We start from the raw sequence: 26,805 nt of genomic DNA on the forward strand, positions 1-26,805 counted from the left end.
AAGTAAATATGAGGTATATATGGCCGCACCCGCTTTTGACGGGGCCACTGCACAAGCTGCGCAGAAACAATATTCAGACAGGTCTAGGGCCAAACGGCCATTGGCTTTCTAGGGTAGGCACAGTTTTGTTTTCTTCCGCCGCCGTATCCCAGCAGGAATTAGCGGCGAAAGTTCTATCCTTTTCGACGTACCGCCTACGCAGATTGCCCCGCGTGCGTCACAGGCTTCAGGTCACCTTTGAGCGTACTTGGAAACGCTCTTCTTTCCAGATTTCCTTCTTCAGGATTTCAGCAAGCGTTTCGGCTGCTTTAAGAATGTCGTTTTCATCAATGAACAAGGGTGTGATCCCAAATCGCATGATGTCTGGCGCGCGGAAATCGCCGATGACGCCAGCGGCGATCAGGGCTTGCATACAGGGGTAACCGTGCTCAAACCGAAACGAGACATGGCTGCCCCGCTCATGCGGATCACGGGGCCCCGCCAAAACCACACCAGGGCAGCGCGCCTCAACCTCGCGGATAAACAGCTCGGCCAGTTCGATCGAACGCGCACGTAGGTCATTCATATCGACATCATCCCAAACGTCCAAAGCCGCTGAAAGCAACGAGAAAGACGCAATTGAAGGGGTGCCGATCCGCATCCGCTCGATCTTGCCTGGCATCGGGCGAAAATCTGTATCAAAGGCAAACGGTGCCTCATGTGCGAACCAACCAGAGAGGGCGGGCTGCACAACGTCAATGAGCCGCGGCGCCACATAAATAAAGGCCGGCGCGCCGGGGCCAGCATTCAGGAACTTATAGGTACACCCAACCGCAAAATCGGCATCAGTGCCGGTAACATCAACAGGGATCGCACCCGCCGAATGCGCCAGATCCCAAACAACAACAGCACCATGCGCATGTGCTTTGTCGATGATCGCTTTCATGTCATGTTTGCGGCCTGTGCGGTAATCCACCTCTGTCACCATTACAACGGCAACGTCGTCGTTGATCCCAGCCAGCACATCTTCTGGATCGGGGATGCGCAGCTCATAGCCTGCGTCTTTGAGGTTCATCAGGCCCTCAACCATGTAAAGGTCTGTCGGGAAATTCCCGTTGTCAGACAGGATCACCTTGCGATCAGGAACCAGAGCCAGACCAGAAGCAACCGCCTGAAACACTTTGATCGAAAGGGTATCCCCAACAACAGTGGTACCTGCCCCAGCCCCGATCAACCGGCCAATGCGATCCCCTAACGTGTTGGTTTGCATGAACCAGTTTTTGGTATTCCACCCCTTAATCAGCTCTGTGCGCCATTCATCGTTCAAAAAGCCCATCATCGCGTCGGGCGCCGCTTTGGGCATCGGGCCTAAGGAGTTGCCGTTCAGATAAATCATCCCCTCGGGGATATCGAACATTGCGCGGGTTTTGGTGAAATCGGTCATAGGGGCCTCTTTGGGTTTTCAGGAATGGCGACGCATCACCAGTTATTTTTGTTCGCGAGGAAGGGCGCATTTCATCATCGATATAGACAATATCTCAATACAATTGCTCAAATCATATACGATTTTGATTTCCAATCAATCTTTGAAACCACAAATATAGTGACCCGCAACTTTCCTATTTCGCCGAAAAGACTTCGCTAAAGAAACGAGAAGCGAATTGAAAATGCTCTTCGAGCAATGCCGTTGCCGATTTCTCATCTCGGTCAAGGGTCGCTTGCATCAAAAACGTGTGGTGTTCGAGCCGCAAAGATTGCCGCAGCAGATCTTTCAAATCCTGATTTTCCTCCAGCAACGCAACCAATCCGTCACCTAGGGTAAACCGTAATATGCGATCTAGCTGTTCCGTTATTTGCCTTTGAAAGGCTGATAACCATTTTGAATTGGCCCCCGTGATCAGCGCCTCGTGAAAGCACTGGTGCTTTTCTGCCCATTTATCCTGCAGGGCCAGCTGCTGTGTATCTATTGGCAGGTCGAGCTTTGACAGTTGGTAATGCGAGGCCACAATCCCGCTTTCCCATTGATCGCCCCCTTGCTGGATCGACTCGCGCAATAAGGCGGTTTCAATAACGAGGCGGGCGTTTTCAAGATCACGAATTTCCTCAATAGAAATCGGCGCGGAACGGAAACCACGATTGATGGCCGACACCACCAGACTTTCGGCCTCCAACCGGCGTAGGGCTTCGCGAACGGGCGTACTACCAAAACTGCTCTCTTGGCCAAGCGTTTGAATCCTCAACGGGGCGTCGGGGGGAATGCTGCCATCCAATATCCGCCTGCGCAGGTATTCATAGGCCTGATCGGATTTAGGGGTCATTCGCGACCTTCCCAATTTGGAAATTACATACAGATCCAAGTATCGTACATAATCCGCCCAGTACTGACAACGCGGTGCCCCCTGGGCGGGCTTCAAAGTTGTCGCCGCTAGGGATCACCAGATAGCAAAGCCGCAGAGCCGGATAGGTCGATGAGCTCGGCAATTGATCCAATCGCCATTTTTTCAAGAATCCGTGCGCGGTGGTGGTCTACGGTACGGGGGCTAATTTCCAATTGCCGACCGACCTCTTTGCTGGAGGTCGTAGAGGGGTGTTTGATGATAAATATCGCGACTTCCTTTTCGCGCGCCGTGAGCAGATCAAACCTCTTGCGGGCAGTTTTGGTTACCTCTTCTGCATTACGCGCCGCTAAATCGTTTTCGAAAGCGGTCTGGATACAGGCAAGCAGTTCGCTTTGACGAAACGGTTTTTCCAGAAAATCCACGGCTCCCGCCTTCATCGCCTGAACAGACTCGGGCACGCCGCCCTGTCCGGAAATAAAGATAATCGGAACAAAAGCGTTCATCCCTGCCAAGTGCTTTTGAAGGTCTAAACCATTCAACCCCGGCATCCCGTAATCCAACACAAGACAGCCAGGCCGCTTTGGGTCAAACGCGTCAAGAAAGGTTTCAGCGGACGGATAACTCTCAACCTGAAACCCGCGTTTATCCAAGGCGCGCGCAAGGCTTGCCCGAATGCGGTCATCATCGTCGACAAGAAAAACAGTCGAGGTTTCATAGTTTGTGAGTGTCAAATCAGGCCCTTACTCTAATCTGTGTCGATGCGCCTAATACACGCGACGCCGCTGAGATTATACATCAGATGGGAAGAGACAAACAAAAACTGGCACCATGTGTAGAACTTGTGTCGCACCAAAGGCGCCCACCATTTGCCTCGGCCAGCGTTCTGGAAATCGAAAGCCCCAGCCCCATGCCGTCCTTTTTGCTGGTCTCAAACTGCTTAAACAGCGTCACGTCTGGGGCGATACCGGGGCCGGTGTCCTTTACCCAAATCTCGATCTGGTTCTGCATTCTTTCGGCGGTCACCGAAATCTCTTTCTTTGGGCTATCCGCAGAGCTGATCGCCTCGAGCGCGTTGCGGACCAAATTCGTTAACACCTGCGCAATTTGAATCCTGTTCCCCACAACTTGAGGCATCTGGTCAACCTCGAAACGCAAGGTGACCCCTTGCACGAAAGCTTCGTGAAGCAGCAAGCTTTCTGTTTGTTTGACCAACTCGTTCACATCAAAGGGAGCCATCTGGCCTTGATCCTTGCGGATAAATCCCCGCAACGCGCTGAGAATATCGCCGCCTCTATGAGCCTGATCATCCAGTTCGTTCAAGATGTTTAACAGATCCTCATTTGGGTTCTCGTCTTGCCTAGCTGTAGAAATCGCAGCATCCACATTCTGGGAAATCGCGGTCAGTGGCTGGCTTAGCTCATGGGCTAAACCCGTCGCCATTTGCCCCATCAGGTTCACCCTAGAAAAGTGAGAAAGGTCGCGGTTTAGATCAATGATGCGCGCATCCGCCTGTCGCCTCTGGGCGATTTGATCGATCAAGGTCTCATTCGCCTTTTCTAGCTCACGATAAGTCGCTGGAAGTGCTTCGGTATCTGGCACCTCCCCCTGAGAAACCAGTGCCGTTCGCACCGCGAAAACCCGTACCGGCCTGAGGATCAGCTCGGCCAAGGCAAAACCGACAAGGGCCGCGATACATGAAATGATCGCAGCGATCCACAGATTGCGGGTGCGGTTGTCTTTGATGACTTGCGTGAAATCTGTTTCGGGCGCGAAGACGGCGATTGTCCAAGGCAACCCAATGCTACTCAGCGGTTTTAGCAGCGAGACGTATTTGTCTTTTTCGTATTCGAATTCGGATTGCGTTTCCTCTCCGATCTGCAAAACCTCGGCCGCGCCCAACCGCGCAAATGCGGCCTGCGAAATCGGGTCCCCAATTTCGCCGATCTCTCTCAGGCGCAAGGGCGCGCCTGTTTCGGTGTCGATGATTTCGGCCATGTTCGGGTGCGCGACGACCTTGCCGCCTTCATCTAGGATCAGCGCAGAGGCGTTTTCACTGAGGTCCAACTGGGACAGAAAACTTGATATTTCCGAGATCTCGATATCAACCCCGACAACCCCTGACAAAACGCCATCGACCTCGACGGGAACAGCAACCGTCGTTCCTGGCTGGCGCGAGGAAAAGAAAATATAGGGGTCGGTCCAGATTGTTGAACGCTGTTCTTTTACGGTTTTATACCAAGGCCTGCCTCGCGGATCAAAAGTATCGGCAGGGTCTGTAGCAGTCTCTACAATGGAATAATCGGCCTTTCGCCAAGAAAAATCAGCACCGGGCAAATCATCTTGCGCGCGAATAAACTTGCTGCGGAATGGTCCGGCCCCATCATCGCGCATCACATAAGTAAAGTTGCCTGCCTCATCCCCATAATAGATGCCCGATATCTGGGATTGGTTTTGCAGAACTTGAAACAAGAACGCCTCGAGCTGTTCAAAATCATCCTTGTCAATGATCCCGCTTTCAAAAACCCGCTTGGCAAGTTCGGCGCTTTCGCTGGCTGGTTTTAGGAACCCGCTGGTATGTTCGCTAGCATTTGCGCCCGCTTTTTCAAGGAGATCGCGGGCGTGATGCAGCATCGCCTTCTCTGAGGACAGATAGGACGTTGAAAGAACGATACCGATCACCAAAAACTGGAGGCCAGCCAAACTCACCGCGAGAATGAAACTCAGGGAAAACTTCATGCCGTGTACCGCCGTGTGCTGGCGGCCCTTCTATCGAAGCCGAACAAATGAAACCTCCCCATTTCAAAAGCTGTTTGCCGGCGCTCGGGATTTTTGCTCCGATCACCCTGCCTAGCCCGCCACTGTGCCGCCCATCCAATAGCAGTTCAACCCCCCGACAACGGCGCCCCGTTATCGCCTTATAAACGACGTGGGATCGCTGATCGGCTTATCCTCTGGCGCTCGATCTCGTTTCTGAAAGGTTATTTAACAGCACTCCTTTTGACTCGAATCGCAGCGATCGCCAGATGAAAAGCACGTGCAAAAAGCATGAAGACCGCAACTTCCGCCCTGTAAAACGGCTCGGTCAGCCTATTTGTTAATCGTTTATTACCGCGTTCAAAAAGCCAACGAGTACCCTTGAGAAACGGGGAACAACCCTCGGCTTTTCCCTGTAAAATCAGGGATTCAGGAAGCGTTCCACAGGGTCAAAATTCTGACGCATCACATCCCCTTTTACCCCGTCATAGGTAGTAACGCGCATAGACAGGTCCCCCTCTGACTGAGACGCTTTGACCCCATATCGCCAAGATATTCTGATCTACGGCTCATGTGCGTTCGCTGAATGGAACTGTCCCGTTCCAAGGCGAAATGCCCATGAGCCAAAATCAAGACACCAAATGGGAGACACAAATGTCACAAAACAAATTCACTCTGGCTGCCGCCGCTGCTCTTTCGCTTGCGGTTAGCGCACCTGCGGCAATGGCCGAAGAGTTCATCACAATCGGCACTGGTGGCGTCACAGGCGTTTATTATCCAACCGGTGGTGCGATCTGCCGTCTGGTGAACAAAGGCCGCAAAGACCACGGCATCCGCTGCTCGGTCGAATCCACAGGCGGTTCGGTTTACAACATCAACACCATCCGCGAAGGCGAGCTGGAGTTCGGCGTTGCACAGTCCGACTGGCAGTACCACGCATATAACGGCACCTCCAAATTCGAAGACGCTGGCAAATTCGAAGGCCTGCGCGCCGTGTTCTCAGTACACCCAGAGCCCTTCACCGTTGTTGCACGCGCAGACGCGGGCATTTCCACCTTTGACGATCTCAAAGGCAAACGCGTAAACATCGGCAACCCCGGTTCCGGTCAACGCGGCACAATGGAAGTTCTGCTGGAAGCAAAAGGCATGACAACAGATGACTTTGCCTTGGCAACCGAGCTAAAAGCAGCTGAGCAGTCAGCCGCGCTTTGCGATAACCAGATCGACGCGATGGTTTACACCGTTGGCCACCCTTCCGGTTCCATCCAAGAAGCAACAACAGCGTGTGACTCGGTTCTGGTAACGGTTGACGGCGACGCGGTGACTGGCCTTGTCGACGACAACTCGTTCTACCGCACGGCGACGATCCCGGGCGGCATGTACCGTGGCAACGACAGCGACACCGCTACATTTGGTGTTGGTGCAACTTTCGTAACCTCCGCTGATGTTTCCGAAGAGGCTGTTTACGCAGTTGTGTCTTCTGTCATGGAAAACATCGAAGACTTCAAAAAGCTTCATCCTGCATTTGCAAATCTCGACCCCAAGGAGATGGCAACTGCAGGTTTGTCGGCTCCGCTGCACCCTGGTGCGGCGAAGTACTACAAAGAAAAGGGCCTGATCGACTGATCATCTACCTTTTCAGGGAAGAGCGCTTTGCGCTCTTCCTTTGCGATCAACACCATAAAAAGCAGCTTAAGCTGTAACTCAGGGGATTTTAAAAATGGCTGATAACTCATCCGAAAACCGCGCATTAAGCGAAGAAGAACTACAGGATCTTGTAGCATCTTCCGATGCTGGTGCCCGAAATCCCGCTGGTGGCGTTGGCACATTATTGGCTGTGGTTGCTGTTGTTTGGTCCTTATTTCAGGTCCTTCTTGCATCCCCTCTCGCAAATTACATTCTACCAGGCGACATTATTAACAACTCGCGCCAAGTTCACTTGGCGTTTGCTATTTTCCTTGCGTTCATGGCCTATCCGGCGATGAAATCTAGCCCCCGCCATTATATCCCTATTCAGGACTGGTTTCTTGGCTTGTTTGGCGTTTTTACGGCCCTTTACGGCTACATCTTTTATCAGAAAATTGTCGATGCCGGCGGTCTTGCCGACGACCTCGACAAATGGTTCGCGCTGGCGGGTCTTTTGATCCTATTTGAGGGTGCACGCCGCGCCCTAGGTCCAGCAATGGCAATTATCGCCACGGTGTTCTTGGCTTATGTATTCTTTGGTTCTTCCGAATGGGTACCTGATGTGATCCGCTGGAAAGGCGCATCCCTGAAGAAAGCTATGAGCCACATGTGGATCACATCCGAAGGCGTCTTTGGGATTGCCTTGGGTGTTTCCACCAAGTTTGTTTTCCTCTTTGTTTTGTTTGGTGCCCTGCTCGATAAAGCGGGTGCTGGCAACTATTTCATCAAGATGGCCTTTGGCGCCCTTGGCCACCTTAAAGGTGGCCCTGCAAAGGCTGCTGTTGTTGGTTCGGCGGCAACTGGGCTGATCTCTGGCTCATCCATTGCTAACGTTGTGACAACGGGGACATTTACCATTCCCTTGATGAAGCGCGTTGGCTTTTCCTCGGAAAAAGCGGGCGCTGTTGAGGTTGCCTCATCCGTGAACGGGCAAATTATGCCTCCGGTTATGGGTGCTGCGGCGTTCTTGATGGTTGAATATGTCGGCATCTCTTATGTCGAAGTGATTACGCACGCCTTCTTGCCTGCGACGATCTCTTACATCGCGCTGGTATATATCGTTCACCTCGAAGCGGTGAAGAACAACATGCCGACACTGGGCAACCGCGTTGTGTCGATGGGTAAAACCATCGGTGGCATGGCCGCGTTCTTTGTTGGCTTTGCGGCCCTTTGCTATGGCGTCCAATACCCTGTCGGCTGGATCGTTGCCGCGGTTCCGGGCGCATCTGCCTTGGTGATGTCCTTGGTCATTTTCGCAGCCTATGTTGCCCTCTTGTGGATGGCGGCCAGTGTTCCTGACCTAGAACCAGATGATCCAAACGCAGCCGAGGTTGAGCTTCCTGTTGTGGGCGAAATCTACAAATCCGGCCTCTACTATCTTCTGCCGATTATCGTTCTGGTTTACTTCTTGATGATCGAGCAGAAATCCCCTGGCCTTTCGGCCTTCTGGGCAACCATGCTGCTGTTTGTGATCCTTCTTACCCAGCGCCCGCTGAAAGCGATCTTTCGCGGTGAAAGCGATATGGCGAACGCCATAACACAGGGTGTAGCAGACCTGATCCAAGGTCTTATCGACGGAGCGCGGAACATGATCGGCATTGGCCTTGCGACGGCCACGGCTGGTGTGATCGTGGGCACTGTCACCTTGACTGGTGTTGGCCAAGTTATGGCAGATCTGGTTGAGTTCCTTTCTGGCGGCAACCTGATCCTGATGCTTGTGATGGTCGGCTTGCTGTCCCTTGTTTTGGGCATGGGCCTGCCAACGACCGCGAACTATATCGTGGTCTCCTCGCTGATGGCTGGTGTTGTGGTTGAACTGGGCGCGCAATCTGGTTTGATTGTGCCACTTATCGCCGTGCACCTCTTTGTGTTCTACTTTGGCATTATGGCCGATGTGACGCCGCCTGTTGGCCTCGCCAGTTTTGCTGCGGCTGCGGTATCGGGCGGTGACGCGATCAAGACAGGTTTCGTGGCCTTCTTCTATAGCCTGCGTACCGTTGCCCTGCCGTTTGTGTTCATCTTCAACACAGATTTGTTGCTGATCGACGTGACGTGGTTACAAGGGATCGTGGTGTTTATCACCGCCTCTATTGCGATCCTTGCCTTTACGGCAGGGACGATGGGGTGGTTCCTCACGAAAAGCCGTATCTATGAAAGCATCGGTTTGATCTTGGTCGCCTTTGTTCTCTTCCGTCCCGATTTTGTCATGGATCGCATCCAGCCTCCGTTCCAGCAGGTTGAACCAACCGCCTTTGTTCAGGCGCTAGGGGACGCGACCGAGGGTGACGAGATGCGTTTGGTTGTCTCTGGCCCCGACTTTGATACGGGCGACATCAAACAGACCACCTTGGTTCTGCCAATCAGCGCCGGCTCTGGTGATGAACGCCTTGCCGCCTCGGGTCTGCTTTTGCTGGAAGAAGACGGCATCGTGAAAATGGATGAGCCCTCCTTTGGATCCCCTTTCGGGACCTCCTTAGGCAGCTTTGACTTTTACGCCGACGAACCTGTGCAGATCGCTTCGGTCAATGCACCCGCCAAACAAATGGCCCAAGAGTTGGTCTTTATTCCGGCCCTGTTGTTCTTGGGCTTAATCGCCTTCCTCCAACGCGCTCGCATGTCACGAAAAGGAGAACCAGCATGAGCAAGTCAGTTTTATGCGCCGTAGACGTTAGCAATGGCGACGACGACATCAACACCATTCAGGCCGCGGCTCAGATGGCGGGATTGGACGGGGCGCAACTGGATGTGATTGCTGTTGTGCCGGATTTCGGGATCAGTCAGGTGGGCAACTTTTTCAACAAAGACCACCACGACACGATGGTTACTGAAGCCAAAGAACACCTCAACGCGCTGGTCACCAAAGCACTGGATGCATCACAAAACGAAAAGGTTCGCCATGTGATCGCAACAGGCCGCGCCTATGAGGAGGTTCTGAAGCTAGCCGACAAGACAAACGCAGGGCTGATCGTGGTCGGCGCGCATAAGGCGGATTTAGCGGATTACCTGCTAGGCCCGAACGCGGCGCGTGTTGTGCGACATGCTAAATGTTCAGTCTATGTCGTGCGCTGATGCGCCAGTCATAGCCTCGTAAATTTCACGCCCCGCCCGTTTTGGAGATATCCACGGGCGGGGCGTTTTTGTTCAGTGGGATGATGAGAGACGCAAAGCTGCGCTTGCGACCTGCACCATACCGCCGACATCATTCGTCTACGTAATTTTTCGGCGAAGGACCGCGATATTTTTCGGTCAATTCTTCTGGAACCTCCGATCCATCGACAAGGAATGGCAGGATGCCACGGCGCATAGAGCCTCCGCGCGATGCTTTGATGTCATCGTCGGATTTCGTAACCCGCTGTGCCAATCGCCGCCCCCATTGCGCCAAATATCCATATAAGCGGTCAATCTCGGCTTGGTGTTGGTCACCTTTTGCAAGATCGTGGAACTCTTCGGGGTCTTCTTGCAGATCAAACAACATGGGGCGGAAACCGCCTTCGGCATGCATCAGTTTGAAACGACCGTCAAAGACCATAAACAGCCGCGCATCACGCGGTTCCAGCCCCAGCTTTACGCATTGAGGGGTGGAAGAATAATCGAATTCGCTGATTGCAAATTCGCGCCATTCCGGTGTTTCACCCCGCAACCAAGGTAACAAAGACCGCCCTTCGATGATGTGATCGGGCACTTTCCCGCCCGCCGTTTCGACGAATGTGGCGGCAAGGTCGATGGATTCGACCAACGCATCACAGGTTGTTCCGCGTGTTGGGTTTGCTTCGGCTCTGGGATCATAAATGATCATCGGAATTTTTACCGATGGCTCGTGGAACAAATCCTTTTCACCCAACCAGTGATCACCAAGGTAGTCGCCGTGATCCGAGGTAAGCACGATCATCGTGTCATCCATCCGACCGGTTTCCTCCAGATGATCCAGCAGGACGCCCAACTGGTCGTCACATTGTTTGATCAGCCCCATATACGCAGGGATCACCTTTTGGCGCACTTCGTCTTGTTGAAACGCCTGAGCAATCTTGTTGCCCATATAGGCCCCAAAAACCGGATGCGGATCGTCGCGTTCAACATCGTTTCGCACGGCTTGGGGGACGTGGTTTGGGCCATACATCGCGTGATAGGGCGCTGGTACAATATAGGGCCAATGCGGTTTGATGAAACTAACATGGGCACACCACGGCCCTTTGGCTTGCTCCATAAATTCGATTGTCTTTTGCGTCAGCCAAGGCGTTTCGCTATCTTCTTCGCGGATATTCGCCGCCTTATCCGCATTACGGAACATCCACCCCGAGGCGATATCGCCCTCGTCGTCGATCCCCGCATTTGCGAAATCGGCCCATGGGTTTTCTGATGGGTAGCCTTTGGATTTCAGGTATTCATTATAGGGTGAGCGTTTTTCGTCATAGAACCCATCTGGCCCCTGCCCCCATAACCCGTCGTCACGAATCCATGAATCAAATCCACACTCGGCTTGGCGCGCACCAATCTGGCTGTCTGCGCTAAGACCTAACCGCGCCATGCCTTCGGCGTCTGCTTTCATATGGGTTTTGCCCAAAAGCCAGCAATCCATACCTTCGCGGCGCAGGTGATCGCCGATGGTTTGCTCACCAACCCTCAGCGGAAAGCCGTTCCACTGGGCACCATGCGAGGAGGTATAGCGCCCTGTATAAAAGCTCATCCGTGAAGCGCCGCAGATAGGCGATTGCACATAGGCGTTGGTAAACCGCACGCCCATTTGGGCAACACGATCGAAATTCGGGGTATGAAGGTGCGGATGACCCGCACAGCTCAGGTAATCGAACCTCAGTTGGTCATACATAATAAAAAGGATGTTCATTTCGTGGTCACCGAAAAATTATAGGGCTGGTGCTTCATTTGTTTCTCTCGATTCCCGAAAAGCAATAGATTGGGGTTCAGCTTACAATGCCTGAGAATGCTTCACTAGGTAGGCTGTTTCACAATGCCCCCCGCTTGCCCCAAACGCAATTCGGCCTCGTATGGTAAAAACAAGGGCAACGCCCGCTGACAAATCGCCTGAGAAGCAAACTCGGTCACCGATAACGATCTAAAAACGCTTCTTTTTCCGCTTGGGTTGGTCGTTCGCCTGCAAAAATCTCGGCATACTCGCAACCTGCAATTGCCCTTTGTAGGCGGGGCTCGGATACGTGCATTGAATAATATCCTGTTTGGGTCAGGATCACGGTCAGCGCGCGATAATGCGCGACATCGCCGGTCCGCCCAAAACGTTCAAACAACGCCTTCACCGCCAAAAGCCTCGTTTCGTCCGCCTGATCCACCATACCCTGTAGCTGCTGATCACTACGCGCCCAATTCCGCACAGCCAGATCAAGGGGCGCGTCAAAAAGGTCGCGATCAATCCAGCAGTCGATCAGATTGAATAACCCAGCACATAGGCTGGCTGACGGTGTGTTACAGCGCTCAACGATAATACCTGTATTTCGGGTTTGCCAAATTTCAATGATCGCATTCTGTAGCTCGGTCAGGTTTTTGAAGTGCCAGTAAAATCCGGTGCGCGTCAGGTTTAAACTCTTGGCCAGAGGCATAATTTTGAGCGCGTCAAAACCATCCTTCACGACAATTGAATAAGCCGCCTCAATCCATGTCTCGCGGGTTGCTCGGTTTTTAGGAACAGCTGTATTTTTCATCAGAGCATTTCTAGATGACTTGACAGGTGTGTCAATTCTGGAAAAACTGACCTGACATACCTGTCAGGACCCCAGCCGCGCAAGGAACCCGCCATGTCCAATGATCCCCTACTCCAGCCCTATCAACTCAAGCATTTGACACTGCGCAACCGGATCATGACAACCAGCCACGAACCCGCCTACCCCCAAGACGGCATGCCAAAAGAACGCTATGCCGCCTATCATGCCGAACGCGCCAAAGCGGGTGTTGCCCTTGCCATGACGGCAGGTTCGGCCGCTGTCAGCCGTGACAGCCCGCCAGTCTTTAACAATATCCTCGCCTATAAGGACGAGGTCGTGCCATGGGTCCAAAACCTAACCGACGCCGTGCATGAGCACGGCTGCGCGGTCATGATACAGCTTACCCATCTGGGTCGGAGAACCAATTGGAACAAGGGCGATTGGCTGCCCTCTGTTTCCTCATCCAAACACCGCGAACCGGCCCACCGCGCGTTTCCCAAACTGTTAGAGGATTGGGATATCGCCCGCATCATTAATGATTTTGCGGATGCAGCGGAACGGATGCAATCAGGTGGAATGGACGGGATTGAGCTGCAGGTTTATGGCCACCTGCTTGATCAGCTTTGGTCGCCCTTGACCAACGATCTGACAGGCCCCTATGGCGCTGATACGCTGGAAAACCGGATGCGGTTTCCTATGGATGTAGTGGCAGCCATTCGTAAACGTGTCGGTGATGAATTTATTGTCGGGTTGCGCTATACAGCGGATGAAGCCCAAAAAGGCGGGATCACGCCAGAAGAGGGTTTGGAGATTTCCAAGCGGATTGCTGAAACAGGGCAAATTAATTTCCTGAATGTGATCAAAGGGCGCATCCACACGGACCCCGCAATGACCGATCTGATCCCCGTTCAGGGCATGAAATCAGCCCCCCATCTGGATTTTGCAGGAGAAGTCCGCAAGGCGACAGGCATGCCAACATTCCACGCCGCCCGTATTCCCGACGTCGCGACCGCGCGCCATGCGGTGCAGGCTGGTCTGCTTGATATGGTTGGCATGACGCGCGCGCATATGGCTGATCCTCATATTGTGCGCAAAATCATGGAAGGGCGCGAGGATGACATTCGCCCTTGCGTTGGTGCCACCTATTGCCTTGATCGCATTTATCAGGCCGGAGATGCTCTTTGTATCCACAATGCGGCGACAGGTCGGGAACTGACGATGCCGCATACGATCAGCAAGGCTGCGACCCCCAAAAAAGTCGTGATCATAGGGGCAGGCCCTGCTGGATTGGAAGCGGCGCGGGTCGCCGCCCAGCGCGGCCATGACGTGACCGTTTTCGAAGCCGCCCCCGAAGCAGGTGGCCAAGTACGACTAACCGCGCAATCTGCGCGGCGCCGCGAAATGATCGGGATCATCGAATGGCGGATGTCACAATGCGCAGCCCGAGACGTCACCTTTCACTTTAACACATGGGCCGAGGCAAGCGATGTTACCGCACTGGACCCTGACGTGGTTATTGTCGCGACTGGCGGGCTTCCAAACATGGAATTGTTTGAACAAGGTCAGGAACAAGGGAACGCAATCTCGGCATGGGATATCATTTCCGGTGATGTAAAACCTGCTGGCAGCTTGCTGATTTATGACGAAAGCGGCGATCACCCAGCATTGCAGGCTGCGGAAGTTGCCGCGAACGCGGGCAGCTCTGTCGAAATCATGACACCCGACAGAACATTCTCACCCGAAGTCATGGCGATGAATTTGGTTCCCTATATGCGCTCGCTTCAGGACAAAGACGTCACGTTTACCGTTGCGCGGCGGATGCTGGCGGTGACGCCACGGGGCAACAAACTGGTCGCGACAATTGGAACCGATTATAGCGATCACAGCTATGACGTAGAGGTCGACCAAGTCGTGGTGAACTACGGCACCTTGCCCTTGGATGATCTGTATTTTGATCTCAAACCGTTGTCCTCCAATCTGGGCGCTGTCGATTATGACGCTTTGATCGAAGGCCATCCGCAAACCGAGGCCCCCAACGCTACCGGCAGTTTTCAGCTGTTCCGGATTGGCGATGCCGTCTCTGCGCGCAATACCCACGCCGCAATTTATGACGCGCTGCGGCTGGTGAAGGACATATAAAATGCGCAGCAGACAATGAGTAACGAAGGGACCGATCTGCGCGCCAAAAACCAAGCAATTGAAATATTCACGCACCTTCAAGCAGATTTTCGGGAAAAATCCGCACTGAACTTAAGAAAGCATTGAAAAATGCGGACTTTCCCCATCTTCAATAGTGTATCACGGGCCTAACGACAAAAAGAGGCCCACACATGACCGACACGATCCACGTTTACCAATCCATCGCCCGCGCCACCCAAGAACACGGCACCGATACAATGTTCGGCCTGATGGGGGATGCGAACCTATTTATGGTGGATAGCTTTGTCCGCGATTGGGGGGGGCGTTTCGTACCTGCCGCTCATGAGGGCAGCTCTATCTTGATGGCTATTGCCTATGCTCATGTGTCTGGCAAAGTTGGCGTGGCCACTGTCACCCATGGACCAGCCCTAAGCAACTGCATGACCGCCCTTACCGAAGCAGCACGAGGCCATGTTCCTTTGGTCGTTCTGGCAGGTGACACACCAGCCGAAAACCCACGCCACCTACAAAGCATCGACCAACGCGAATTGGTTAAAGTGACAGGCGCAGGGTTTGAGCAACTGCGAACACCTGCCACAGTTTGCATGGACATTGCCCGTGCTTTTTATCGCGCTCAGGTCGAACGGCGTCCGATCGTTTTAAACATGCCCGCTGATTTCATGTGGGAGGAAGTCACCCATCAAAAGCAAATCCTTGATGTTTTCAGCGCCCCTGGTGGCGTGGCCGAAGGCGACATTCTGGATAAAGCCATCGGCATGATCGCCTCTGCGCGCCGCCCCTTGATCCTTGCTGGTGGTGGCGCGGTTACCGCGCGTGAGCAGCTTATCAAATTGGCAGATCGCCTAGAGGCCCCTTTAGCCACAACGCTAAAGGCAAAAGACCTGTTCAAAGGCCACCCCTATAACATCGACATCTTTGGCACGCTTTCAACGCCAGCCGCATATGAGCTGATCGCCCAGTCAGATTGCATCGTCTGCTTTGGCACCGCGCTGCATGATTTCACAACCGACCGCGGCAAGCTGATGAAGGATAAACGTATCGTTCAGATCGACGTTGAGCCCACGGCGATTGGCGGCGGGCTTCACCCCGATGCGGCCTTGGTTGCGGATGCGGGCCTGACGGCGGAAACGATCCTGTACTGGCTCAATGAAGCCGAAATTCCGGCAAGCGGCTTTACCCGTGAATTGGACATAGAAATCCTTACCGCTCATCCTGCTGGCGATAACAAATCCGGTGAAGGCTACATCAACTATGTCCATTCTCTGGAACGGCTGGAAACGGCGCTACCCGATGACCGCATCGTCGTCACCGACGGCGGCCGCTTTATGACCGAAGTCTGGTGCCGCATATCGGCACCGAACCCCCAAAGCTTTGTTGGGACGGTGAACTTTGGCGCCATCGGCCTTGGCCTGCAAGAAGCGATTGGCGCAGGCGTGGCAGCACCAGATCGCCCCGTCGTTTTGTTTAGCGGTGATGGCGGATTTATGATGGGCGGCATCAATGAATTCAATACAGCCGTTCGATTGGGTTTGGACCTGATTGTCATTATCGCAAATGACTCTGCTTACGGCGCAGAACATATTCAGTTCATCGACCGCAAAATGGACCCAAGCCTCACCGAGTTCCACTGGCCTTCATTTGCGCAAACCGCAATCGCATTGGGCGGCGAAGGCGTTGAGGTGCGCTCAGACGACGAGCTGGAAAGCGCGTTCAAAGCCATGAACAACCGCAAAGGCCCCTTCCTGATCGAGCTTCGCCTCGACCCGCACGATGTGCCACGCATGCGGATCTAAGCCACAGTTTCAACCTAACGCACAACAAACGGCGCAAGGCTTTCTTTGAAGTGATCAAAGAAGTCCTGAGCCAGTTTGGAAGACGCCCCTGCTGTGGGTAGCAGCAGGGAAAGTCGGTGATTTATCTCGGGGGCAAAAGGGCGGATGATGATGCCTTTGCCTCGGTATTTTTCGGCGTCCAAGGCGCTGATGACTGCGGCACCATTGCCCTGCTGAATGATCTCACAGGCGGTGGTAAACTGGCGCACCTCTATCCACGTCTTCAACGTCACACCCGACTTTGAAAAAGCCCGCGAGAGGCGGCCAAAAAAGCGGCTATCGCGGCGGGTGTGAACCATCTTTTCCTTCGCCAGATCTTCTGGTGTGATCACGCTTTTTGTTTTCAGCGGATGCCTTTCAGGCAAAATGCAAACAGACTTGATCGACAGATCGGTTGACTGGATCAGCGGGTGTTCGGTGAACCCATCCGTAATGCCGCAATCATATTGCTGGCCGATGATCCACTCTAGTATTCGCTCAGGTCTATCTGGCTCTAGCGTGACCGAAACATCGGGCCGCTTATTTAGAAACTGCGCCAGAACTGTGGGCAAATGACTGGTCGCAAAGCCAGGAAGGCAAGCAATACGGATGTGGCCCGCTGTTTGGTTCGAAAGATTCTGCTGAAGATCTTCGAGGTGATGCAAGCTTTCAAAAAGGCGGGTGACCTCTGGCAACATATGTTTTGATTCGGTGGTGAGCACCATTCGCCCGCCTTCCCGCTTGAACAAATCAAAATCCAGACTTTTTGAAAAATCCGAAAGCAACCGGCTTGCAGCAGGTTGTGATATTTTTAGTGCCTTTGCTACGCGCGTAATGGAGCCTGTTTGAGCAAATGCATGAAATGCTTCGAGTTGTCTTAACTTAAATTTCAATTAGTTAACCCATTCTTTACCTTTGCTCCGACGAGGAATAGCAAGAAAAAACCTCATAACATAGTGTTATATTCATACGAAAAAAAATTGCGCTTAGCTAAGCGCACATGATCTAATTTTCACAGCACTGTTACATTCATCGTCTCTACCGACGGTGCATAAACACGCCTTGGGAGGCCTAAAATGAAATATACGATCCTTTCCGGAGCGATCGCGGCAAGCGCGATCTCTCTCTCCACAGCTGCTTACGCTGAAGTTGAAGTCCAGTGGTGGCACGCAATGGGTGGCGCCAATGGTGAGCGCGTAGACAAGATTGCCGGCGACTTTAACGCCTCGCAGTCCGATTATAAAATCGTGCCCGTCTACAAAGGCAACTACACTGAAACCATGACAGCCGCGATCGCAGGTTTCCGTGCAAATGAACATCCCCACATCGTTCAGGTTTTCGAAGTTGGCACCGCCACAATGATGGCAGCCAAAGGCGCCGTTTACCCAATGGAAACCCTGATGAAAGACGCAGGCGAACCGTTTGATAAATCCGACTACCTTCCGGCTGTAATCTCATATTACCAGACCCCCGAAGGTGAACTGCTTTCGATGCCGTTCAACAGCTCGACCCCTGTTTTGTGGTATAATGCCGACGCTTTGAAAGCGGCTGGCGTTGAGGCTCCAAAAACGTGGGACGAAGTAAAGTCCGTCTCCAAAGCCTTGGTTGGAAATGGCATGAAATGCGGCCTTTCCTTTGGCTGGCAGTCTTGGGTTATGCTTGAGAACTTCTCGGCGTGGCATGACATCCCGATGGGCACCAAAGAAAACGGATTTTCCGGTTTTGACACCGAATTTACGTTCAACAACGACCAAGTTGCAGCCCGCCTAGCTGATGTTGCAGCCATGTCCGCTGACAGCTCATTTGTTTATGCAGGCCGTCGTGGCGACAGCTTGCCCATGTTCACAAACGGTGAATGCGGCATGTGGATGAACTCCTCTGCTTACTACGGCTCAATGACGTCACAGGCCAAGTTCGACTTTGCCCAGACAATGCTGCCCCTTGATACGGCAGTTGCGGACGCGCCTCAGAACTCGATCATCGGTGGTGCCACATTGTGGGCCCTGGCCGGTCACGAGGACGAAGAGTACAAAGGTGTTGCCAAGTTTATGACCTATCTCTCCTCCCCCGAGGTTCAGGCATGGTGGCACCAAGAGACCGGCTATGTGCCGATCACAACAGCGGCCTATGAGCTGTCCAAAGAGCAAGGTTTCTATGACAAGAACCCAGGCACAGACACAGCGATCAAACAGCTGAGCCTGAACACACCTACGCCAAACTCGCGCGGTGTTCGTTTTGGTAACTTTGTGCAGGTGCGCGATGTGATCAACGAAGAGATGGAAGCCATCTGGGCGGGGTCAAAAACCGCCAAAGAAGGTTTGGACGATGCGGCATCACGCGGCAACGACCTTCTGCGTAAATTCGAACGTTCAGCAAAATAATCAGAACGCCTTCGAGGTAAATCAGTGCTGTCTCCGCCCGCCGGAGACAGCATCATTTTTACCTTCACGACCCCTATTTTCACCGTCACTACCCCTACCTGCTGGAATACCAAATGCTGAAACGCGTGCATTTTCAAAAAACCCTGTTGCCGTTTCTGCTGGTTGCGCCGCAGATCCTCGTAACACTGGTTTTCTTCATGTGGCCTGCTGGACAGGCTCTATACCAGAGTTTTTTGATCGAGGATGCCTTTGGCCTGTCCCAAGAATTCGTCTGGTTCGAGAATTTTGAAATCCTGATGGAGGATAAGGTTTACCGCCAGACATTCTGGCGCACTGCTGTATTTTCTTCGCTTGTTGCGGTTTCATCCATGTCTATCGCGCTGATCCTTGCCGGCTTTGCCGAGCGGGTCATAAAGGGGTCCGGCGCCTATCGAACGCTTTTGATCTGGCCCTATGCCGTTGCCCCCGTTCTGGCAGGTGCTTTATGGGTGTTTATGTTCAACCCGACGCTGGGTATTTTCCCTTTCCTGCTAGAAAAGGTAAACATCGACTGGAACCACTACCTGAACGGTGGGCAGGCCATGGGGCTGGTGGTGAGTGCGGCCGCGTGGAAACAGGTTGCTTATAACTTCCTGTTCTATCTCGCAGCGATGCAATCCATTCCCAAATCCGTGGTAGAGGCCGCCGCTATTGATGGCGCCAGCCCGCTGCGCCGGTTCTGGACGATCACCCTGCCCCTTGTCTCACCGACGACGTTTTTCTTGCTGGTCATCAATATTGTCTACGCCTTCTTTGACACCTTCGGCATCATCCATGCCGTAACCCAAGGCGGCCCTGCAAATGCGACCACCATCCTTGTTTACAAGGTCTATAATGACGGCTTTGTCGGCTTGGATCTCGGTGGGTCTGCTGCGCAATCTGTTGTGCTGATGGGCATCGTGATTGTTATGACAGTCGTCCAATTCCGCTATGTCGAAAAGAAGGTTGAATACTGATGGTCGAGAACCGCCCCTACCTTGCATTCGTGACCCACGCAGTGCTGATCTTTGGCGTGATCATGATCGCGCTGCCTGTTTGGATCACTCTGGTTGCGGCCAGCCACGACGAGATCCGCATGACCCAAGCCCCGATCCCCATGTTGCCGGGATCGTATTTCTGGGAGAACTTCAAAACCACGCTGTTTGGCAGCGGCCTATCCTCTCAAGAGAGCACACCGGTTTGGCGTATGCTGATGAATTCGCTCATCATGGCCTTGGCCATAGCCGCTGGGAAAATTATCATCTCTCTGCTGTCGGCCTTTGCGATTGTGTATTTCAAATTCCCGTTCCGCATGGGCTTTTTCTGGATGATTTTCCTAACACTGATGCTGCCTGTTGAGGTGCGCATTTTGCCTACCTTTGAGGTCGTGGCGAACCTTGGTCTGTTAAATAGCTACTGGGGGCTGACTGTGCCGCTCATCGCGTCTGCGACCGCAACCTTTATGTTCCGGCAGGTCTTTTTGACAGTGCCAGACGAAATGCTGGAAAGCGCGCGGATAGATGGTGCAGGCCCGATGCGGTTTTTCTGGGACATCCTGCTACCGCTGTCGCGCACCAATATCGCCGCGCTTTTTGTGATCTTGTTTATCTTCGGTTGGAACCAATACCTTTGGCCACTGCTCATAACCGTTGATAGCGATATGACCACCATCGTCGCCTCCATCAAACAAATGCTGGAAGCAGCCGAGCAATCCCCCCAGTGGAACATCATTATGATGACGGCCTTGCTTGCCATGCTTCCTCCCATCCTAGTTGTCATCGCCATGCAAAAGCTATTTGTGCAAGGCCTGACCGAAACCGATAAATAGGTCTGAAACCATGGCAAAAATCACCCTCGACAGCCTGACCAAATCCTATGGTCCCACCCAAGTTTTGCACCATATCCAAGGTGAAATTGACCACGGCGAATTCATCGTCATCGTTGGCCCATCTGGCTGTGGTAAATCCACATTGTTGCGCATGGTTGCAGGGCTTGAATCTGTTACCTCAGGCGAGGTTTCGATCGGCGATAAAGTTATCAACGATCTGGAGCCAGCGGACCGCGATATCGCGATGGTGTTCCAAAACTACGCGCTTTACCCTCATATGACGGTCGAACAGAATATGGCTTATGGATTGAAAATCCGAAAGCTGCCAAAGGACGAAATCCAGCGGCGGGTTGAAGAGGCCGCCGATATTCTAGAGATCCGAGACTACCTCAAACGCAAACCGCGGCAGCTATCGGGTGGTCAGCGGCAGCGTGTTGCGATGGGTCGTGCGATTGTGCGCGATCCTCAGGTTTTTCTCTTTGATGAACCCCTTTCAAATCTGGACGCAAAGCTGCGCGTGCAGATGCGTCTGGAAATCCGCAAGCTCCAGCGCCGTTTGGGTGTGACCTCAATTTACGTGACCCATGATCAGGTCGAAGCGATGACATTGGGCGACCGCCTGATGGTTCTGAATGGCGGCTTTGTCGAGCAATTCGGCACGCCAATCGAAGTCTATGAAAAACCTGCTTCCGTGTTTGTTGCAGGTTTCATCGGCAGCCCCGCGATGAACTTTCTCACCGCTCAATCCAATGATGGCCAGATCACTTTGCCAGACGGCACCAAGATTTCGACAAACACAACCGCCAAGGGCCCGATCACCTTTGGCATTCGCCCCGAACATTTGGAGCAAAGCGAAACAGGTGCAATCAAGATCGAGGTGGACCTACCAGAGCAGCTGGGCGCGACGACCCTTGTTCATGGCCGCCTTGCTGGGACTGACCTGCCGATCACAGCCAATGTGAATGGCATCAGCCAAGCCAGCAGCGGTGACGTGTTGCGGTTTGACGCTCCAGCCGATCAAATCCATATTTTTGACGCCGAAACCGGCAAGCGAATTGATTGAACTATGGCTGCTTCGCTCGCCCAGCTTCGTAAGGCCGATGGGATCATCCGCCTACATGGACATCGGGGCGCGCGTGGCATCTGGCCCGAGAATACGATATTCGGGTTCAAAGGTACGTTTGACCTAGGGGTTCAGGTTGTTGAGCTGGATGTTTTGCTAAGTCAGGACAACATCGCCGTCATCACTCACAACCCGACTTTGATGCCTGCGACCACACGCGACCAAGCTGGTGTATGGATTTCTGAAGCCCCCCAGAAAGTCAGTGATCTGCCCTATGCCAAGCTTAGGCAATTTGACATCGGCGGCACGAAACCAGACAGCGACTATGCCAGCAGCTTTCCCGAGCAATCCTTTTTGTTTGGCCAAAGCATCCCAACTCTGGATGAGTTAGCCAAGCTGGTTCAGACAGAACCCTACAAAGACACATGGCTCAACATCGAAATCAAAAGTATTCCGATCCACGCAGGTCTCACCCCAGAACCTGAACTTTTGGCGCGCAAGGTCATCGAGGTTGTGCAAAACAACGCCCTATCGGATCGCGTCATCCTTCAAAGCTTTGACTGGCGGGTTCTGGAACATGTCAAACGCTTGGCCCCTGATCTTCCGCGCTCTCACCTTTCCTATATGGAGCGTTCTTGCCCAAAAATGGAAACCAATATCTACCCCGGTAGCCCTTGGATGGCTGGTGCTGAAACCCACCGTGCAGATAGTGACCTGTGCGATGTCATCGCCGACGCGGGCGGGCACCTTTGGGCCCCTCACCACAGCGACGTTGTCGCAGAAGAGGTTGCACGGGCGCAGGCGCATGGTTTGATCGTAAATGCGTGGACAGTGAACACCATTGCGGAAATAGACCACGTTATTGATGCCGGAGTAGATGGTATAATCACCGACTATCCTGGTCGCGTGCAAAAACGTCTCATCGAACGGGGATATCATTGGCGCGAAGACTTTGCCCAGAAAGCCCCCCACCTTTGATGCGAACATCCGACGAAATTTTCCAACGCTACGAGGCCCTTCGCCCTCGTTTGCCTGTCGCACAACAGGACAACCCCGCAAGCGGTTCCATTGCCTCCCTGCATGATGTTACGCCTGAAATCGACGCTTTTGTGTTCGATGCATTCGGTGTTTTGAACGTGGGCGAGCGCCCCATAAAAGGCGCCGTCGCGCGCCTGTCGCAACTGCGGCAGTTGGGCCTAAAGTTGCGCGTGGTTACTAATGCTGCCAGCTATAATGCAAAAGCCACACAGCAGAAATTCAGGCGGCTAGGGTTTTCGTTTTTACCAGAGGAAATCATAACCAGCCGAAGCGCTGCCTTTGCCGCTTTGGATGATAGACATTGGGGCGTGATCGCGGACAACAACGATCCGCTCACCGACATCCCCTTCAAAAACAGCCGATTGGGAAACGACCCTGCGGATTATGCTGCCGTTGAGGGGTTCTTGTTTTTGTCCACTGCAAATTGGTCGGACCATCAGCAAACCATGCTAGAAGACACCTTGGCCAAGGATCCGCGGCGGGTTGTCATCGCCAATGCCGACCTCGCCGCGCCGCGCGATTTTTCGTTTTCCATCGAGCCTGGTTTTTGGGGGCACCAGATTGCGGATCGTCTGGGTTTGGATGTCGAGTTTTTCGGCAAACCCTTTCGCGGTATCTTTGAGATTGCCCAAAGCACGTTACAGGGGATCAGCCCCGATAGAATAGCCATGTGCGGAGATTCACTTCACACAGATGTTTTGGGCGCAAATGCGATGGGATGGAAATCGGTTTTTGTCACCCAAGACGGGTTGTTTAAGGATCTTGATCAGCAGCGCATCATTGACCAATCAAACATTACACCCGATTGGATCACCCCCCGAATTTAAAAGGCCAGTGTCGCCTTCACCGCGCGCTGCCACGTGGCGTATTTTTGGTTGCGCAGCTCATCCCCCATAGACGGTGTGAATTGCGTTTCACGCGCCCAAGAGGCTGCGAAACCCTGCTGATCAGGGTAAATCCCCACATGCATCCCTGCCAACCACGCAGCCCCTAAAACAGTTGTTTCCTGAACCTTTGGCCGATCTACAGGTGCTGCAATGATATCGGACAGAAATTGCATGGCCCAATCGCTGGCGGCCATTCCGCCGTCAACACGCAAGGTCGGTTGCACACCTTTGGCTTGCCAGTCTGCCGACATGGCCTCTAGTAAATCGCGGGTCTGATAGCCCACGCTTTCCAACGCCGCCTTCGCCATTTCTGCAGGGCCAGTGCCACGAGTCAGCCCGTAAACCGCGCCGCGGCAATCGGGGTTCCAATACGGCGCACCTAATCCGACAAAAGCGGGCACCAGAACCACATCCTGATTTGGATCTGCTTTTTGGGCGAGGGCCTGTGTTTCTTTGGCGTCCTGAATCACCCCCAGACCGTCCCGCAGCCATTGCACCACTGCCCCCGCAACAAAGATCGACCCTTCGAGCGCATAGGTTGGCTTTCCCCCCAACTGATACGCAATGGTTGTCAGCAAACGGTTCGTTGAGGACACGGGGGTATCGCCAGTGTTCAGCAGAGCAAAACATCCGGTGCCGTATGTTGATTTCAACATACCCGGTTCAAAACAGGCCTGCCCGATTGTCGCCGCCTGCTGATCGCCAGCCACACCCGTAATCGGGATTTCAACGCCAAACAGGCCCACCTCGGTGTGCCCAAAATCAGCGGCGCAGTCGCGAACCTGTGGCAACATGTTCATGGGAATATCCAACAGGTCACATATTGTCTGGCTCCAACGCCCTTTGCGGATATCATACAGCATTGTCCGCGCAGCATTGGTCGCATCGGTTGCGTGAACAGCCCCGCCAGTGAGCTTCCACATCAAAAAGCAATCAACCGTCCCAAATAGCAGCTCACCATTTTCTGCCCGTTGTCGCGCACCCTCTACGTTATCTAATATCCATTTCACTTTGGTGCTGGAAAAATAGGGATCAAGAAGCAGCCCCGTGCGTTCGGTAATCATTGCCTCATGCCCAGCGGCACGCAGCGCTGCGCATTCTTGTGCTGTTCTGCGATCCTGCCAAACAATCGCGTTGTGGATCGGCTCTCCGGTCTTGGCATCCCAAACGATCACGGTTTCACGTTGGTTCGTGATGCCAATCGCCGCAATATCTGATGCGGGAACCCCTGCTTTTTCCATCGCGTCTTTGCAGGTGGTCAATGTCGTTTCCCATAGATCACTAGGCACATGTTCGACCCACCCAGAGCGCGGAAAATGTTGTTCAAATTCTTGCTGGGAAGACGCGACAGCCGTCATCGCCTTGTCAAAAACGACAGCACGCGTTGAGGTGGTACCTTGGTCGATTGCTAGGATATGGGTCATTTTCAACCTCTGTGTTCAAGAGCCGCTTGGGTGCTCAACTGTTTCAGCCTTCCTGCCCTTTGAAAAGGCACAACCTAAGCCTGTCGGCTTTTCATCCAAACATCCAGCGCTTCAATTTCCTGCTCAGTCATCCGCAGCCCTAGTTTTGAGCGCCGCCAAACGATGTCATCCGCTGTCTGAGCGAATTCTTTTTCCATAAGCCACGCAACTTCTTGTTCGGTCAGGTCTGCACCAAAATGCTGGCCCAGATCATCGGCGCTTTGGGCGCATTCCAGCACCTTTGCGACCTCGGTTCCATAGCCCTTGATCAAACGCGATAGCCACCGGTCATCCAGAAAGGCATATCTTTCTTGCAACGCATCACGAAGATCAGCAACGCCATCCACAGGGAAATCACCCCCTGGCAATGCCACCCCAGCGGTCCAGTTGCCTTTTGCATTTTCTAAGAACGGTTGGATTTTTTCCACCGCGTGTTCTGCTAATTTCCGATAGGTGGTGATCTTGCCACCAAACACGTTTAGCAGCGGCGCGCCCGCTGTTTCCGTCACGCTTAGCACATAGTCACGGGTGGCGGCAGACGCCGAGGATGCACCATCGTCATAAAGCGGCCGAACACCTGAATAGGTCCACACGATATCATCGGCGGTTATTTCTTGTTTTAGGTACTGCGATGCGAAATCTAACAGGTAATCGCGTTCTTGCGGTGTGCAAACGGGTTGGTCGTTCAGGTTGGGGTGGTCGGCATCGGTTGTTCCGATCAGGGTAAAATCGGTTTCATAGGGGATCATAAAAATGATGCGCCCGTCTTCGCCCTGAAAGAAATAGCATTTGTCGTGATCATAGAGTTTCCGCGTCACGATATGGCTGCCTCGAACCAGTCGAATACTTTCGGAGGTGTTAATGCGAACGGTGTTGCGGATCACGTCCTCAACCCACGGCCCCCCTGCATTTACCAACACGCGGGCTGATACGGTGCGCTGCGCCCCCGTCGTTGCATCCTCTAACACCACACGCCAAATACCATCTACCTGCTCTGCTGAGGTCACCTTGGTACGGGTATTGATCCGCGCGCCCCGCTGCTGTGCATCGCGAGCGTTCAGGACAACCAGACGGCTATCTTCGACCCAGCAATCAGAATACTCAAAAGCCCGTTCGAAACGATCATCAAGAGGCGCCCCTTCGGCAGCTGTGGTTAGGTCAAGCGATGTTGTCCCTTTCAGGTATTTCCGCCCCCCCAGATGATCATACAGGAACAGGCCAAGCCGGATCAGCCACGCGGGCCTACGCCCCTTCATCCAAGGCATCACGACATTGAGCAACTTGGATGTCGGTGTGTCGCTCTCAAATCGCATGTCTTTATGGTAGGGCAGCACAAACCGCATCGGCCACGAAATATGCGGCATCGCCGCGAGGAGCGTCTCTCGTTCGATCAGTGCCTTTCGGACAAGGCCAATTTCCCCATATTCAAGATAGCGCAAACCGCCGTGAAACAGCTTGGTCGCGGCTGAGGACGTGGCAGAGGCAAGATCGTTCATCTCGGCCAGCTCAACACTCAGGCCGCGCCCTACCGCGTCCCGCGCAATGCCAACTCCGTTGATGCCACCGCCAATTACAAAAAGGTCGATTACACTAGGGTCATCATGCTTTGTCACAACCGTCTCTCCGCTGGGTCTTTGTCACAACATTGAATAGGAACGCCGATATCGCATCAATAGCGAATGTTCGTTTGCGTTCGTTTTTGGTGGCATTGGTGGAAATTTTGATA

General features: G+C 53.3%; 20 protein-coding genes. 11 read left to right on the top strand and 9 right to left on the bottom strand.

Going from position 1 to position 26,805, the window contains the following annotated elements:
• Positions 1-226: 226 nt before the first annotated feature.
• The 4 genes from kynU to Z948_RS0105825 form a co-directional block, all read right to left on the bottom strand.
• Positions 227-1,423, bottom strand: a complete 1,197-nt coding sequence (gene kynU / locus Z948_RS0105810; RefSeq protein WP_025058628.1) for a kynureninase — start codon at positions 1,421-1,423, stop codon at positions 227-229.
• Positions 1,424-1,598: 175 nt separating this feature from the next.
• Positions 1,599-2,297, bottom strand: coding sequence for a GntR family transcriptional regulator (locus Z948_RS0105815; protein WP_025058629.1), 699 nt, complete (start codon positions 2,295-2,297; stop codon positions 1,599-1,601).
• Positions 2,298-2,404: 107 nt separating this feature from the next.
• Positions 2,405-3,049, bottom strand: a complete 645-nt coding sequence (locus Z948_RS0105820; RefSeq protein WP_025058630.1) for a response regulator transcription factor — start codon at positions 3,047-3,049, stop codon at positions 2,405-2,407.
• 64 nt (positions 3,050-3,113) lie between these two features.
• On the bottom strand, positions 3,114-5,054 hold the full coding sequence (locus Z948_RS0105825; RefSeq protein WP_025058631.1) for a cache domain-containing protein: 1,941 nt from the start codon (positions 5,052-5,054) through the stop codon (positions 3,114-3,116).
• A gap of 672 nt (positions 5,055-5,726) precedes the next feature.
• Here Z948_RS0105825 and Z948_RS0105830 point away from each other — a divergent pair.
• From Z948_RS0105830 to Z948_RS0105840, 3 genes are all read left to right on the top strand, one after another.
• Positions 5,727-6,698: a TAXI family TRAP transporter solute-binding subunit gene (locus Z948_RS0105830; protein ID WP_025058632.1), complete on the top strand. Its 972-nt coding sequence runs from the start codon at positions 5,727-5,729 to the stop codon at positions 6,696-6,698.
• A 94-nt stretch (positions 6,699-6,792) separates the two neighbouring features.
• A complete protein-coding gene (locus Z948_RS0105835; protein WP_025058633.1) occupies positions 6,793-9,399 on the top strand; it encodes a TRAP transporter permease in 2,607 nt (868 codons plus the stop codon).
• Positions 9,396-9,827: a universal stress protein gene (locus Z948_RS0105840; protein ID WP_025058634.1), complete on the top strand. Its 432-nt coding sequence runs from the start codon at positions 9,396-9,398 to the stop codon at positions 9,825-9,827. The genes Z948_RS0105835 and Z948_RS0105840 overlap by 4 nt, the downstream gene beginning before the upstream one ends.
• Positions 9,828-9,957: 130 nt before the next feature.
• On the opposite strand, the gene Z948_RS0105845 is transcribed toward Z948_RS0105840, so the two are convergent.
• Together Z948_RS0105845 and Z948_RS0105850 are read right to left on the bottom strand one after the other, a co-directional pair.
• Positions 9,958-11,601 (bottom strand): sulfatase-like hydrolase/transferase, encoded by a 1,644-nt coding sequence (locus Z948_RS0105845; protein WP_025058635.1) that lies wholly within the window; start codon positions 11,599-11,601, stop codon positions 9,958-9,960.
• Positions 11,602-11,815: 214 nt separating this feature from the next.
• Positions 11,816-12,430, bottom strand: a complete 615-nt coding sequence (locus Z948_RS0105850; RefSeq protein ID WP_025058636.1) for a TetR/AcrR family transcriptional regulator — start codon at positions 12,428-12,430, stop codon at positions 11,816-11,818.
• 93 nt (positions 12,431-12,523) lie between these two features.
• On the opposite strand from Z948_RS0105850, the gene Z948_RS0105855 reads away from it, so the two are divergent.
• Entirely contained in the window at positions 12,524-14,569 is a 2,046-nt protein-coding gene (locus Z948_RS0105855) for an NADH:flavin oxidoreductase (RefSeq protein ID WP_025058637.1), read from the top strand.
• 191 nt (positions 14,570-14,760) lie between these two features.
• Positions 14,761-16,383 (top strand): thiamine pyrophosphate-binding protein, encoded by a 1,623-nt coding sequence (locus Z948_RS0105860; RefSeq protein ID WP_025058638.1) that lies wholly within the window; start codon positions 14,761-14,763, stop codon positions 16,381-16,383.
• 14 nt (positions 16,384-16,397) lie between these two features.
• Here Z948_RS0105860 and Z948_RS17855 read toward each other — a convergent pair whose 3' ends face one another.
• Positions 16,398-17,294 (bottom strand): LysR substrate-binding domain-containing protein, encoded by an 897-nt coding sequence (locus tag Z948_RS17855; protein WP_037952093.1) that lies wholly within the window; start codon positions 17,292-17,294, stop codon positions 16,398-16,400.
• Between the two features lie 183 nt (positions 17,295-17,477).
• On the opposite strand from Z948_RS17855, the gene ugpB reads away from it, so the two are divergent.
• The 6 genes from ugpB to Z948_RS0105895 all read left to right on the top strand — a co-directional run bounded on the left by ugpB (position 17,478) and on the right by Z948_RS0105895 (position 23,556).
• Positions 17,478-18,782 carry a sn-glycerol-3-phosphate ABC transporter substrate-binding protein UgpB gene (ugpB, locus tag Z948_RS0105870; RefSeq protein WP_025058639.1) on the top strand — a complete coding sequence of 435 codons (1,305 nt, stop codon included), beginning with the start codon at positions 17,478-17,480 and terminating at the stop codon, positions 18,780-18,782.
• A 113-nt stretch (positions 18,783-18,895) separates the two neighbouring features.
• Positions 18,896-19,777, top strand: a complete 882-nt coding sequence (gene ugpA, locus Z948_RS0105875; RefSeq protein ID WP_025058640.1) for a sn-glycerol-3-phosphate ABC transporter permease UgpA — start codon at positions 18,896-18,898, stop codon at positions 19,775-19,777.
• On the top strand, positions 19,777-20,628 hold the full coding sequence (gene ugpE / locus Z948_RS0105880; protein WP_025058641.1) for a sn-glycerol-3-phosphate ABC transporter permease UgpE: 852 nt from the start codon (positions 19,777-19,779) through the stop codon (positions 20,626-20,628). The genes ugpA and ugpE overlap by 1 nt, the downstream gene beginning before the upstream one ends.
• Positions 20,629-20,638: 10 nt before the next feature.
• Entirely contained in the window at positions 20,639-21,691 is a 1,053-nt protein-coding gene (locus Z948_RS0105885; RefSeq protein ID WP_025058642.1) for a sn-glycerol-3-phosphate import ATP-binding protein UgpC, read from the top strand.
• A gap of 3 nt (positions 21,692-21,694) precedes the next feature.
• Positions 21,695-22,669, top strand: a complete 975-nt coding sequence (locus Z948_RS0105890; RefSeq protein ID WP_025058643.1) for a glycerophosphodiester phosphodiesterase — start codon at positions 21,695-21,697, stop codon at positions 22,667-22,669.
• A complete protein-coding gene (locus tag Z948_RS0105895; RefSeq protein ID WP_025058644.1) occupies positions 22,669-23,556 on the top strand; it encodes an HAD-IIA family hydrolase in 888 nt (295 codons plus the stop codon). Before Z948_RS0105890 ends, Z948_RS0105895 begins: the two co-directional genes overlap by 1 nt.
• Here Z948_RS0105895 and glpK read toward each other — a convergent pair.
• Both glpK and glpD read right to left on the bottom strand, forming a co-directional pair.
• Entirely contained in the window at positions 23,553-25,040 is a 1,488-nt protein-coding gene (gene glpK, locus Z948_RS0105900) for a glycerol kinase GlpK (protein WP_025058645.1), read from the bottom strand. The two genes, Z948_RS0105895 and glpK, sit on opposite strands and share 4 nt — an antisense overlap.
• Before the next feature lie 74 nt (positions 25,041-25,114).
• On the bottom strand, positions 25,115-26,692 hold the full coding sequence (glpD, locus tag Z948_RS0105905) for a glycerol-3-phosphate dehydrogenase (RefSeq protein ID WP_025058646.1): 1,578 nt from the start codon (positions 26,690-26,692) through the stop codon (positions 25,115-25,117).
• Positions 26,693-26,805: the final 113 nt, after the last annotated feature.

The organism is Sulfitobacter donghicola DSW-25 = KCTC 12864 = JCM 14565 (assembly GCF_000622405.1).
Taxonomy (GTDB): domain Bacteria; phylum Pseudomonadota; class Alphaproteobacteria; order Rhodobacterales; family Rhodobacteraceae; genus Sulfitobacter; species Sulfitobacter donghicola.

What these genes read in the sequence shown, in the direction of transcription:
- Z948_RS0105885 (WP_025058642.1), top strand. Translation starts at nt 20,639, where the DNA reads ATGGCAAAAATCACCCTCGACAGCCTGACCAAATCCTATGGTCCCACC.
- ugpB (WP_025058639.1), top strand. Translation starts at nt 17,478, where the DNA reads ATGAAATATACGATCCTTTCCGGAGCGATCGCGGCAAGCGCGATCTCT.
- Z948_RS0105825 (WP_025058631.1), bottom strand. Translation starts at nt 5,054, where the DNA reads ATGAAGTTTTCCCTGAGTTTCATTCTCGCGGTGAGTTTGGCTGGCCTC.
- Z948_RS0105830 (WP_025058632.1), top strand. Translation starts at nt 5,727, where the DNA reads ATGTCACAAAACAAATTCACTCTGGCTGCCGCCGCTGCTCTTTCGCTT.
- kynU (WP_025058628.1), bottom strand. Translation starts at nt 1,423, where the DNA reads ATGACCGATTTCACCAAAACCCGCGCAATGTTCGATATCCCCGAGGGG.
- Z948_RS0105890 (WP_025058643.1), top strand. Translation starts at nt 21,695, where the DNA reads ATGGCTGCTTCGCTCGCCCAGCTTCGTAAGGCCGATGGGATCATCCGC.
- Z948_RS0105815 (WP_025058629.1), bottom strand. Translation starts at nt 2,297, where the DNA reads ATGACCCCTAAATCCGATCAGGCCTATGAATACCTGCGCAGGCGGATA.
- ugpE (WP_025058641.1), top strand. Translation starts at nt 19,777, where the DNA reads ATGGTCGAGAACCGCCCCTACCTTGCATTCGTGACCCACGCAGTGCTG.
- Z948_RS0105895 (WP_025058644.1), top strand. Translation starts at nt 22,669, where the DNA reads ATGCGAACATCCGACGAAATTTTCCAACGCTACGAGGCCCTTCGCCCT.
- glpK (WP_025058645.1), bottom strand. Translation starts at nt 25,040, where the DNA reads ATGACCCATATCCTAGCAATCGACCAAGGTACCACCTCAACGCGTGCT.
- ugpA (WP_025058640.1), top strand. Translation starts at nt 18,896, where the DNA reads ATGCTGAAACGCGTGCATTTTCAAAAAACCCTGTTGCCGTTTCTGCTG.
- Z948_RS0105860 (WP_025058638.1), top strand. Translation starts at nt 14,761, where the DNA reads ATGACCGACACGATCCACGTTTACCAATCCATCGCCCGCGCCACCCAA.
- Z948_RS0105835 (WP_025058633.1), top strand. Translation starts at nt 6,793, where the DNA reads ATGGCTGATAACTCATCCGAAAACCGCGCATTAAGCGAAGAAGAACTA.
- Z948_RS0105850 (WP_025058636.1), bottom strand. Translation starts at nt 12,430, where the DNA reads ATGAAAAATACAGCTGTTCCTAAAAACCGAGCAACCCGCGAGACATGG.
- Z948_RS0105855 (WP_025058637.1), top strand. Translation starts at nt 12,524, where the DNA reads ATGTCCAATGATCCCCTACTCCAGCCCTATCAACTCAAGCATTTGACA.
- Z948_RS0105845 (WP_025058635.1), bottom strand. Translation starts at nt 11,601, where the DNA reads ATGAACATCCTTTTTATTATGTATGACCAACTGAGGTTCGATTACCTG.
- Z948_RS0105840 (WP_025058634.1), top strand. Translation starts at nt 9,396, where the DNA reads ATGAGCAAGTCAGTTTTATGCGCCGTAGACGTTAGCAATGGCGACGAC.